At 38.1% G+C, this 12049-nt stretch carries 8 protein-coding genes; 4 read left to right on the top strand and 4 right to left on the bottom strand.

Annotation, left to right across the window (positions count from 1 at the left end; genetic code table 11):
- The first annotated feature begins 300 nt into the window (after positions 1-300).
- Positions 301-738 carry a universal stress protein gene (locus tag FVA69_RS06650; RefSeq protein ID WP_004912997.1) on the top strand — a complete coding sequence of 146 codons (438 nt, stop codon included), beginning with the start codon at positions 301-303 and terminating at the stop codon, positions 736-738.
- Positions 739-786: 48 nt separating this feature from the next.
- Here FVA69_RS06650 and eco read toward each other — a convergent pair whose 3' ends face one another.
- Positions 787-1263 (bottom strand): serine protease inhibitor ecotin, encoded by a 477-nt coding sequence (gene eco / locus FVA69_RS06645; protein ID WP_004913002.1) that lies wholly within the window; start codon positions 1261-1263, stop codon positions 787-789.
- A gap of 266 nt (positions 1264-1529) precedes the next feature.
- Here eco and FVA69_RS06640 point away from each other — a divergent pair, with 266 nt between their 5' ends.
- The 3 genes from FVA69_RS06640 (at position 1530) to FVA69_RS06630 (ending at position 3936) form a co-directional block, all read left to right on the top strand.
- Complete coding sequence (locus FVA69_RS06640; protein WP_004261774.1) at positions 1530-1742, top strand: DUF465 domain-containing protein; 213 nt, start codon at positions 1530-1532, stop codon at positions 1740-1742.
- Between the two features lie 282 nt (positions 1743-2024).
- Positions 2025-2390 carry a nitrous oxide-stimulated promoter family protein gene (locus tag FVA69_RS06635; protein WP_004913005.1) on the top strand — a complete coding sequence of 122 codons (366 nt, stop codon included), beginning with the start codon at positions 2025-2027 and terminating at the stop codon, positions 2388-2390.
- A gap of 727 nt (positions 2391-3117) precedes the next feature.
- Complete coding sequence (locus FVA69_RS06630) at positions 3118-3936, top strand: helix-turn-helix transcriptional regulator (RefSeq protein WP_115168261.1); 819 nt, start codon at positions 3118-3120, stop codon at positions 3934-3936.
- A 202-nt stretch (positions 3937-4138) separates the two neighbouring features.
- Here the strand turns inward: FVA69_RS06630 and FVA69_RS21340 are convergent, their stop codons facing one another.
- The 3 genes from FVA69_RS21340 to lysS form a co-directional block, all read right to left on the bottom strand.
- Positions 4139-9136 (bottom strand): hypothetical protein, encoded by a 4998-nt coding sequence (locus tag FVA69_RS21340; protein ID WP_241254168.1) that lies wholly within the window; start codon positions 9134-9136, stop codon positions 4139-4141.
- Between the two features lie 20 nt (positions 9137-9156).
- Entirely contained in the window at positions 9157-9711 is a 555-nt protein-coding gene (locus tag FVA69_RS06620; protein ID WP_109912911.1) for a hypothetical protein, read from the bottom strand.
- Positions 9712-10528: 817 nt separating this feature from the next.
- Positions 10529-12046, bottom strand: coding sequence for a lysine--tRNA ligase (gene lysS, locus FVA69_RS06615; RefSeq protein WP_115166895.1), 1518 nt, complete (start codon positions 12044-12046; stop codon positions 10529-10531).
- Positions 12047-12049: the final 3 nt, after the last annotated feature.

Raw genomic sequence — 12049 nt, 5'->3', positions numbered from 1 at the left:
ATGATGTATTCTTTAATGAAAAACAAAATAATTATCATTCAAATAAACCTTTTAAATCAATTGGTTAATGATATTTAAAATCAATAATCGCATAGTTCCTGTTAAAAGTCTCACTAATAATTGTAAACAAAGGGTGACTCAACAATAATTATCCTTTATTTTCAGATAATTAATTATATTTACCTTAACTCTAAGCGATAAATGCGCACGTTATAGCATTTATTACTTTCCATTTAACTTATGATATATTGAAGATAAGCCTTTGTAATTAATTTCAAATAACACGAAAATGAGGTCGCTATGTATAAAAAAATCCTAGTTCCTATTGATTTGTTAGAAGATGAGTTGAACCAAGAGATCATCAAACACGTTGAGGCACTAGCGCAACTAAGCTCAGCCGAAATTCATTTTCTATCCGTTATTCCAAGTCTTGAATTATTTTTTGGTATTGAAATTGCCGCCTTACCAGAAAGCAATAAAGATTCTGCAGAACGCTCAGTTCTCGCAATGCGTGCATTAGAAGAGGTCATTAAAGATATCAAAGTTGCTGATGAACGTATTAACTGCAAAGTTGGTATTGGTTCCGCCAAAGACGAAATTTTGGATTATGCGCAAGAAATTGGTGCCGACCTAATAGTTGTTGGCTCTCATCACCCAAGCACTTCAACCTACCTATTAGGCTCCACAGCATCCGCTATTGTGCGCCATGCGAAAACATCTGTATTTGTTATTCGCTAAATTAATTGCTATAAAAAATGCCGCTAAATGCGGCATTTTCTTGAATATTTATTTATTAACTGAATCAATTAATTTATCGTCTGTAGACCAGATGCGATATTTCACTTGCATATCTTTTGGAGCGTAAACCACAATTGGTAGCTTGCTGTTATAACGCACAAATGCATCATCACCTAACTGAGTTGTCACAAAACGGTCTTTTGCCGGCTCAGAACATCCCATCATGGTAGACGCAGGGCCTTTTACTTCGTCGAGTTTATAATAATCATAACCCCAACCTTCTAATGTCTTTTTGTCTAGGTCACCCATAAACCATTGGCGGTTACAATCTGCTTTGATCGTTTTTCCAATAACTAACTCAACCATAAAGTCATTTTCATTTTGTTGCTTGGTTAATTCAATTACATGACGAGTCATACCCGATTCAGCTTTTGGATATGGCGCGATCTTTTCCAAATCTTCCGTTGCTACTGCACAAGATGAAATTAGTGCCGCTGCCATTACAGATAAAATCGCTTTTTTCATTATTTATTCCTATTTAAGAACATAAAACTAACTTTTAAAACCAGACTTTTATACATATTAAGTCATTTACGTCGTAATTATCACTATAGATGATTCTTAATTACAAAAATAGAGATAACTCAGGTAAAGCAATGTAATACGACTTAATTCTAGTAGAAAGATCATAAAACTAATAAAAATTATGTAAATTACAAGCTATTTGGATGTACAAAATGTACGCAATGTTTATACTGAATCTGAGGCTTAATACATTCTGAGGAGGTAGTATGTTATCAGCAGATCAAGATTTAGTTTCAAAATTAATCTCTACACATCCCCGTTTTCAGACTCTTTATGAAAAACACCATCAACTCGACAAAGAAATCAGTAAATTAGAAGGTCCTTCTGGAGCTGGTTACAATGAGCATGTCGCTAAGCTAAAAAAAGAAAAATTACATCTTAAAGATGAAATGCAAAAGATAATGCTCTCGAGTCAATAGCTTATCACGATAATAATATCTGGTATTTTTCTCACATAACGAAAATCACAAACTTAGCTAACATTCTAAAAATGACGATATTATATTGATTCATTTAGTCTTAGCTAAGTGGTTTTTCACACTAATATAAGAGGGTAATTTTTTACCCTCTTTTTATTGCGTCGAAAATTCACCATTTAATTGAGCTCTATCAATAAAAACACGAATAAATCATCATTAGCTAACCATTCGCCTCTTAAAATTGTATATTAAATATATGTTTTAATTCTCTAAGGACTTTCTATGGTTGGCAAACGCATTCATCGTGAAATTAAAACGATTGAAAAAATGATAAAAATCTATGAAAAAGCCTACCCTGCGCCACTAGAATCTCCTGATTTTTATCAAAAATTATTTTCCTATGCCGTTAATAGGCTAGAAAAATGCCGGTATGGGGAAGAAAAACCAGCATGTAAACAATGTCCAATCCATTGTTACCAACCCAAAATGCGGGAACAAATGAAGCTAGTTATGCGCTGGGCTGGCCCTAAAATGTTAATCCATCACCCAATACTCGCTATACGCCATTTAATTGATGATCGTAAACCTGTTCCTGATTTACCTACCAAAGTAAATAAACGCACAGCTCGGAAGCAAGAACCTCGATAAGCGTAACCATAACTCAAACTAACCCTCTACTTAAGCAAAATACAGTATAAGGAGAAGTAATAAAATACGGGTATATTAAACAATAATAAGCGAGAAAAGTAATAACAAGAAAAAACTATTTATCAAAACATATATTTAAAATACCTATCAGAGCCATCATTCAAACCTATCTACTAAAAAATGAGACTCAAGTCACATCTTAACAGCAATTACCCTCATGTTAATAAATAATATCAATCGATACGATTATAAAAAAAAATAAATTAAGTTAGCAATCAATTATTACATTAATGAAATTAATCAATAATAGTTTTAACGAATTCTAATATCACCATTAGCATAGCTAAAATTCATATTACTATACTAAAAATGATAAGTGAGCAGAAAGTAGAAAAAAACACATTTTATGTGTAATAAACAATAATATATTAACAACCGACTAATTTTATTAATTTAGAATTTTAATCTAAACTAATTAAAATTATAGGAATAAACAGAAAAAATACCATTTTAAAACCAATAAATACCGAGCTATTTGCAGAAAAAGATCGGAAAATATATATTTGGAAACATTTATTTATATTTGGAATTACAATGTGACACAAAATTAATCGATTTATATAATTTCAAACATACTAATAACATCCATGCTTTATATCACCAGGTGGAAATTGTTGAACATTTAATTTTGAAGTTATATTTAAATACAATTAATGAAGGTATCGTCATGCAAGTAGTAAATTCACCAAATCAATACGTAATTAAACAAATAAAAGTTAATAGTAACGCAGCTCATCACATTATCGATTTAGAAACCAAAGGGCTTTTAATCGTAGAGCAAGGCTCGGTATTACTAGAAACCCCATCTAACTCTCAACGTTTAAATGAAGGTGATATCTTATATCACAAACAAGGCGCTTACTCATTGCAGCTCGCTGAAACAACAAATTGTGATTTACTTTGGATTTCTTTAGATGATAAGTTTTTACGTAACTTCATCTCCAATCATGGTGCTGAGTTAAGTGGAATAGACCGCGGTGAAGGCTTACCATGTGATGTAATTAAATTTAATTCTTCTCCTCTCATTAACGAAATTAAAGCAAGCTTAAATGCATTTATCAATAATGAATACCCTGATGTTATCTTCTCACTCAGAGTAAGCGAGTTATTATTATTACTGAGCTACAGTGAACAAGGTGCTTTATTGTTATCTAATTTTAGACAGCTGAGTAGTCGCCAAGTAGAGCGTTTGCAATTATTTATGGAAAATAATTATCTTAAGGAGTGGAGATTAAGTGAGTTTGCACGTACTTTTGGCATGGGATTAACAACCTTTAAAGAGCTGTTCAATACCGTTTATGCTACATCACCACGTTCTTGGATTAGTGAAAAACGTATTATGTATGCACACCAGTTATTAATTAACACAACAATGAGTATTGTTGAAGTTTCAATGGAAGCTGGTTTTTCAAGTCAATCTTACTTCACTCAAACTTATCGAAAAAGATTTGGATACACTCCGAGTCGGTCAAGAATAGCAGCTTAACCGCTCAGTAATATTCAAACTCATGCCCTGTCAGTTATAGAAATATAATCTGGCAGAACGGCAAGCAGCTCTCCCCCTTTTAAGTATTCACCTAAACTTCTTATACTTCTTATACTCCCTTTTAAATTAATACATCACAAAAAAGGTAATTTGCCTTTTCAGTGACAAATTACCTTTAAGATAAACTTAGACAAAAATTATATTATTTTGCTTTAATTATTTTCAAATCAATAATTGACATGGAGTTTGGTGGTACTTCACCAGGTATACCTTCAACACCATACCCTCCTTCAGGCTTAATATATACCTTAACCATGCCCCCTTCCCCTGCTCGTTCTACAAAGGAATTTAATGGAGCTGGTAACTGGCTATAAGGCAATGTGACAGGGTTTTGATCGGTGTACAATACTGTAACCTTACCATCCGTCAATTGTTCCCTCATAATAAAAGTTACATCTTTATTTTTGACGTCTTTTATCGGTGAGCCTGCTTGCATGATCTTATAGTAAGTGTTGTTATCGAGCTTACTGTATTTTTGAGCAGTAATTTGTTCAATAATCTTTTGGTTTTTCTTCGCATTTTCTGCAGCGATCGCTTTTAAATCTTTACTAGGCGGAACTCGTCCAGCCAAACCTGTATTCGTTTTTGATCCACTTCTCGCTTTTAATGCATCATTTTCATCTTGTAGTTGAGTTATCAATCGGTTCAAGTCCACAATTTGTAATTTTAAAGTTTCATCACTCGAAATGGATTTACGCGAATCTAACTCTGTTTGTAATTTTTTCAATTTCTCTTGTGCTAATGCTAATTCTTTCTGAGAAGTCGTTTTTAAATCACCAAAAAGCTTATTTGTGTCTGCCAGTTTTTGCTCAACCTCAGACTGTTTCTTTGTTTTAGCCGCTATATCACTTTCAAGTTTGTTAATTTTGTCTTCTTGAGACTTAGTCTGCTTAACAAATTGCTGATTTTGCTGCTCAAGTTTTCTCTTCTCATTTTCTTGGGCAGTAAGAGCATCATTAATTGATTTTTTCTCAGATTCTAACTTAGCTAAAGCTGATTCTTTCTGTTTCAATAGGGCAATCTGTTTATTTAAGTTTATTGTTAGCTCTTTAACTTGCTTGTCACTTGCTTGCCCTATTAGCGCTGTTTGTTTTTCAACATCTTTTTGTAACTTCAACAGGTCTGCGTTGGCTTGTTTCAGCTGCGCTTGTGCGGTGGCATAACTCTGCTCTTGCTGGCTGAGTTTTGCCTGCAAGTCCGCCTGCTGTTTTTCACTGTTCGCAAACTGTTTTGACAACGCATTTTGTACGGCTTGCTGCTCGGCTAGCTGTTTTTTCGCCGCGGCCAGTTCGGCTTCTAACGCCACTTTCTCAGCCGCTTTCGCGGTTTGCTCCGCTAATGACGCCTGAATTCTATCTGCTTGTTGCGCTTTTTGCTGGAGCTCTGCGACCAACTGCTGGTTTTTCTCGGCTAACGCTTTCGCATCCGCTTGCTGTTTGGCTAAGGCGTCACGGGTGGTTTGGCTTTCGGTTTCCGCTTTCTTCAACCCGTCTTCTTTTTGCTTCAGCAACGCCAATTGTTTGTTTAAATCCGCCGTCAGCGCTTTAACTTGCTGATCGCTGGCTTGGCTCATCAACGCGGTTTGTTTTTCCACATCCGCTTGGAGTTTTTGTAAGTCCGCCTTCGCTTGCTTCAGCTGCGCTTGTGCGGTGGCATAACTCTGCTCTTGCTGGCTAAGTTTTGCCTGCAAGTCCGCCTGCTGTTTTTCACTGTTCGCAAACTGTTTTGACAACGCATTTTGCGCGGCTTGCTGCTCGGCTAGCTGTTTTTTCGCCGCGGCCAGTTCGGCTTCTAACGCCACTTTCTCAGCCGCTTTCGCGGTTTGCTCCGCTAATGACGCCTGAATTTTATCTGCTTGTTGCGCTTTTTGCTGGAGCTCTGCGACCAACTGCTGGTTTTTCTCAGCTAATGCTTTCGCATCCGCTTGCTGTTTGGCTAAGGCGTCACGGGTGGTTTGGCTTTCGGTTTCCGCTCTCTTCAACCCGTCTTCTTTTTGCTTCAGCAACGCCAGTTGTTTGTTTAAATCCGCCGTCAGCGCTTTAACTTGCTGATCGCTGGCTTGGCTCATCAACGCGGTTTGTTTTTCCACATCCGCTTGGAGTTTTTGTAAGTCCGCCTTCGCTTGCTTCAGCTGCGCTTGTGCGGTGGCATAACTCTGCTCTTGCTGGCTGAGTTTTGCCTGCAAGTCTTCCTGTTGTTTTTCACTGTTCGCAAACTGTTTTGACAACGCATTTTGCGCGGCTTGGTGCTCGGCTAGCTGTTTTTTCGCCGCGGCCAGTTCGGCTTCTAACGCCACTTTCTCAGCCGCTTTCGCGGTTTGCTCCGCTAATGACGCCTGAATTTTATCTGCTTGTTGCGCTTTTTGCTGGAGCTCTGCGACCAACTGCTGGTTTTTCTCAGCTAATGCTTTCGCATCCGCTTGCTGTTTGGCTAAGGCGTCACGGGTGGTTTGGCTTTCGGTTTCCGCTTTCTTCAACCCGTCTTCTTTTTGCTTCAGCAACGCGAGTTGTTTGTTTAAATCCGCCGTCAGCGCTTTAACTTGCTGATCGCTGGCTTGGCTCATCAACGCGGTTTGTTTTTCCACATCCGCTTGGAGTTTTTGTAAGTCCGCCTTCGCTTGCTTCAGCTGCGCTTGTGCGGTGGCATAACTCTGCTCTTGCTGGCTGAGTTTTGCCAGCAAGTCCGCCTGCTGTTTTTCACTGTTCGCAAACTGTTTTGACAACGCATTTTGCGCGGCTTGCTGCTCGGCTAGCTGTTTTTTCGCCGCGGCCAGTTCGGCTTCTAACGCCACTTTCTCAGCCGCTTTCGCGGTTTGCTCCGCTAATGACGCCTGAATTTTATCTGCTTGTTGCGCCTTTTGCTGGAGCTCTGCGACCAACTGCTGGTTTTTCTCGGCTAACGCTTTCGCATCCGCTTGCTGTTTGGCTAAGGCGTCACGGGTGGTTTGGCTTTCGGTTTCCGCTTTCTTCAACCCGTCTTCTTTTTGCTTCAGCAACGCGAGTTGTTTGTTTAAATCCGCCGTCAGCGCTTTAACTTGCTGATCGCTGGCTTGGCTCATCAACGCGGTTTGTTTTTCCACATCCGCTTGGAGTTTTTGTAAGTCCGCCTTCGCTTGCTTCAGCTGCGCTTGTGCGGTGGCATAACTCTGCTCTTGCTGGCTAAGTTTTGCCTGCAAGTCCGCCTGCTGTTTTTCACTGTTCGCAAACTGTTTTGACAACGCATTTTGCGCGGCTTGGTGCTCGGCTAGCTGTTTTTTCGCCGCGGCCAGTTCGGCTTCTAACGCCACTTTCTCAGACGCTTTCGCGGTTTGCTCCGCTAATGACGCCTGAATTCTATCTGCTTGTTGCGCTTTTTGCTGGAGCTCTGCGACCAACTGCTGGTTTTTCTCGGCTAACGCTTTCGCATCCGCTTGCTGTTTGGCTAAGGCGTCACGGGTGGTTTGGCTTTCGGTTTCCGCTTTCTTCAACCCATCTTCTTTTTGCTTCAGCAACGCCAGTTGTTTGTTTAAATCCGCCGTCAGCGCTTTAACTTGCTGATCGCTGGCTTGGCTCATCAACGCGGTTTGTTTTTCCACATCCGCTTGGAGTTTTTGTAAGTCCGCCTTCGCTTGCTTCAGCTGCGCTTGTGCGGTGGCATAACTCTGCTCTTGCTGGCTGAGTTTTGCCTGCAAGTCTTCCTGTTGTTTTTCACTTTGAGCCAACTGTTTTGCTAACGTATTCTGCGTGCTTTGATATGAATTAAGCTGCTCCTGAGCCGCTTTTAATGCATTTTCTAATGCAACTTTTTGTTCTGCTTGTTCAGTTTTTTCTGCCAGGGAAGCTTGAATTTTTTCTGCTAATTGTTCTTTTTCAACCAACTGGGCTTGTAATTGCTGGTTTTGAGACTCGAGTGATTTACTTTTTTCTTGCTGAGCAACTAAAGAAGATTGAACGCCATCTTTTTCACTTTTAGCCGTTGCTAGTTCATTTTCTTTTTGTTTTAACAACTCTTTTTGCTGTAAAAGCTCAGCTGTCACTGATTTTATCTGTTCATCAGTGTTACCAACGAGTTGTAGTTGATTTTTAGCCTCTGACTCTAATTTTGCAATATCAGCTGTCAGTTGCTCAATTTTCAAATTCGCTGAGGCAAATTGCTGTTCTTTTTCTGCTAATTGCTGTTTAAGTTGGGCTTGTTCAACAACACTTTCATTTAATTGCTTTTCAAGCTGAGCAATGGTTTCTTGAGTTTGTTGATTTTCTTGGCTCAATTGCTCAAGGCTATTTTGCTTTTGCTCAATTGTTTTTTGTGCATCCGCCAATTTAGCCTTTAATGTGTCAACTAAAGACTGGTCATCTGATGAATCTACAATCGTCTGTAATTGAGCTATTTGCTCTTTATTCTTCAGAACCTCATCATTTAATTTATCAATCTCAAATTGCTTTTCGGTAATTGTATGCGTTAATTGCGCAATACTCTTATTATGATTAATGAGTTCAGAAACAAGTTGTTCATCATTGAGTAAATGATTATAGGCAATAAGTTGGCCTACTCCTTGAGCAATACCAAACTTATATAAATGAGTTAATTGCTGACGTTCAATTAATTGCGCTAACTGCTCAAGATAAGCAGAGGCATTAATACCAGTTGGCTTAGCAAATTTAGACGCATATAAGCCGAGAGGGTCAAGAACTAATTGATACTTTGCGAAATCTTTTGCTAGATAAGCAGGATCCCATTGATTGCTTTGAAAAAAATAAGGGTAAGACGACAATAAAATAGGGGCTACGCCATTTTCTGTCGTCACCGCACACACCTCAGGAAACGTCGTTTTTTCTGGCTCAGTAGGATCTGCTTTCACTACATCTGTTTTCTTTGTTGATGTAGCCGCAGATTTATTCTTCCCTGTTGCTTTACTTTTAGTTCCTTTATTAGCTTTAGCTGCCGCAGATTTTTGTTTCTCTTTTGGCGCAGGAACAGTAGATAGCGAAGAAAAGATATCATAACCTTGGTTTTGTGTATTAACTGGCAATTGCTGCTTTTGTTCTTGCACTTTGCCTTCTTTTTCCATTTGAAGGTAAGTATCAAAATCATCAATTATATTGTTAAAGCGCTCTGCTTTTGGAGCATGACTAAAAAAAGTCGTAACAAGTGCCAGTGACACACAAAGCCTAAGGTTTATTCTCATAATCCACTAATTTTCTTCAATGTTGATTCGGTAGACAATACTGAGTTATAACGAACTTTTGCGCACAACACTTTAGTTTTGGATTCGATCGCCATTTGTAATAATTCAATTGTGTCTGGGCTAGCAGTACTTTCAACTTGTCGATATAGACGGTTGATTTCGCTAACTTCTTTAAATGAACCTACTAAGCGATTGTAATCTTTAGGTGAGAGTGTTTTGAGCGCGTTTAATTCTTTAACACACGTATTTAAATGGGCAAATGATTGCTGATCAGCACCATTTTCACCATAGCTTGTTGATGCTATTGGTGTACGACTAATGGCACTATTTAAAACTTTTTGAGATTCAGGGTATGTGTTATCAGTCTGGCCTGAATTCGTATCCGCAGTTGGTTGTGTTACTGGCTGAGCGGTACTTGCATTGACTGTCTGTTTACTTGGGGTATTCGGTGTTGCTGTATTGTATGTGTCTGAGCCAAATGTACAACCTGAAAGAAGAGCTGTACCTGCTATAAGCAAAGATGCAACATGAAATTTATTTTTTAAAAACATATGGTTACCTTACCAGCACTTTTCTTCGCTATTATAATGATGTCCAAAAAACCTAGTGTAAGCTAAAAATTAGCTATTTTCTATAAGTCCGAACGTAGAAATAGAGTCATCTCATAAATTTATGATTAACTTAACTTTAGTTTTAAAATTATTTTATTGCTATATTTTCATTAATTTTATGAGCTAATTCTCACTAGTCGTCCAATAAAGGAGTAAATTAACACCTTTTTCGGAATTTTTTATTATTTTATGTCAGATAACGATTAGGTTACTTGGTAAACCTTACTAGCAATTCAATACCTTTCAAGTAAACTCTTATTTTAGTTCTGTCATCTGAAACAATTGTTAACAAATAAAATGCTAGCTAACAAAAAATCTTATTTCATTTATCAAGCTGCTGACACATTTAAGCCTATGACATGAAAATAATCGCCATCACACCAAATATGGGTAACCTGCTTAATTCAATTCTACAGGTTAACAGTAATTAAAAATTATAAATAGAATCAATTTTTTATCAAAAAACGTATTTATAGACATTCAACTACGTAATAAAGCATAGCAGTTATCTGTCAGAATTACTTATATTAAATTGATACGATTCGTAACTCAAATTTATTTTTAATTAAAACATAGTGATTACATAGTCATAATCACTAAAAAAAAACTTTTCAGTGATTTCATTTTACGTTACTCATTTAACGTCTAGTAAATGGTGTTTTATTTTTTAACTAAAATGACCACTTGAATAAAACATGTGAAGAGTAATATTGATAGCTTATAAATATATGCCCGGAATTAACCGGGCATAATGCATTTAAGCTTTGCTAGGACGTAAAGCAGGGAATAAAATAACATCACGAATAGTATGGCTATTAGTGAATAACATCACCATACGGTCAATACCAATACCTAAACCGGCCGTTGGCGGTAAACCATGTTCTAATGCAGTAACATAGTCTTCATCATAGAACATTGCCTCATCATCACCTTCGTCTTTTTGACGAACTTGCTCAGCAAAACGCTCAGCTTGGTCTTCTGCATCATTTAATTCCGAGAAGCCGTTACCAATTTCACGGCCACCAATGAAGAATTCAAAACGGTCAGTAATGAATGGGTTGTCATCGTTACGGCGTGCTAATGGTGAAACTTCAGCTGGATACTCAGTAATAAATGTTGGCTGAATCAAGTGGCTTTCTGCAACTTCTTCAAAAATTTCACACTGAATACGGCCTAAGCCCCAGCTCTTTTCAATCTTAATACCGATAGACTGAGCAATCGCCACCGCTTTATCCATATCATCCAAATCAGCAACATTGGTTTCTGGGCGATATTTGCAAATCGCTTCTTTCATGGTGAGTTTGGCAAAAGGTTTACCAAAATCAAACTCTTGCTCGCCATACTGAACTACGGTATTACCTAATACTTTTTGTGTCAGTGTACGGAATAAATCTTCTGTCAACGCGATTAAGTCACGGTAATCCGCATAAGCCATATAGAGTTCCATCATAGTGAACTCTGGGTTATGACGTGGAGATAGCCCTTCATTACGGAAGTTACGGTTAATTTCAAATACTCGTTCAAAACCACCCACAACTAAGCGCTTGAGGTATAATTCAGGCGCAATACGCAAATACATATCGATATCTAATGCATTATGGTGAGTCACAAATGGACGTGCAGAAGCACCACCTGGAATGACTTGCATCATCGGTGTTTCCACTTCCATAAAACCGTAGCTAACCATAAAGTTACGTACTTCAGCGAGGATCTTCGAGCGAACAATAAAAGTATGACGAGATTCATCATTCGCAATTAAATCAAGGTAACGCTGACGGTAACGTGTTTCTTGGTCTGATAGACCGTGGAATTTGTCAGGTAATGGACGCAATGCTTTGGTTAATAAACGAACTTCATGACAATGAACAGTTAACTCGCCAGTTTTGGTTTTAAACAAACGGCCTTTAGCACCTAAGATATCGCCTAAGTCCCATTTTTTAAACTGTTCGTTATAGATGCCTTCTGCCAAGTCATCACGCGATACATAAATTTGAATGCGTCCACCAACGTCCTGTAGCGTGGCAAATGACGCTTTACCCATGATACGACGCGTCATCATACGGCCAGCAATCGATACTTCGATATTTAAGTCTTCAAGCTCTTCGGATGTTTTATCATCATATTGAGCATGAATTTTGTCGGAAATATCTTCACGACGAAAATCATTTGGAAATGGAATACCCTTTTCACGCAGTGCCGCTAATTTTTCTTTACGGGCTTTAAGTTCGTTATTCAAATCAGGTGCTTGTTCAACACCTTGTTGTTCCTGAGACATTTT

This window comes from Providencia sp. PROV004, from assembly GCF_011045615.1.
Lineage (GTDB): Bacteria > Pseudomonadota > Gammaproteobacteria > Enterobacterales > Enterobacteriaceae > Providencia > Providencia rettgeri.
Note: the sequence above shows the minus strand (reverse complement) of the source record. Positions and strands in the feature narration are given on the sequence as shown.

Bases quoted from the DNA above. Each gene is read 5' to 3' on its own strand.
- FVA69_RS06640 (WP_004261774.1), top strand. From the start codon at position 1,530: ATGTTATCAGCAGATCAAGATTTAGTTTCAAAATTAATCTCTACACAT.
- eco (WP_004913002.1), bottom strand. From the start codon at position 1,263: ATGAAAAAAGCGATTTTATCTGTAATGGCAGCGGCACTAATTTCATCT.
- lysS (WP_115166895.1), bottom strand. From the start codon at position 12,046: ATGTCTCAGGAACAACAAGGTGTTGAACAAGCACCTGATTTGAATAAC.
- FVA69_RS06630 (WP_115168261.1), top strand. From the start codon at position 3,118: ATGCAAGTAGTAAATTCACCAAATCAATACGTAATTAAACAAATAAAA.
- FVA69_RS06635 (WP_004913005.1), top strand. From the start codon at position 2,025: ATGGTTGGCAAACGCATTCATCGTGAAATTAAAACGATTGAAAAAATG.
- FVA69_RS06650 (WP_004912997.1), top strand. From the start codon at position 301: ATGTATAAAAAAATCCTAGTTCCTATTGATTTGTTAGAAGATGAGTTG.
- FVA69_RS06620 (WP_109912911.1), bottom strand. From the start codon at position 9,711: ATGTTTTTAAAAAATAAATTTCATGTTGCATCTTTGCTTATAGCAGGT.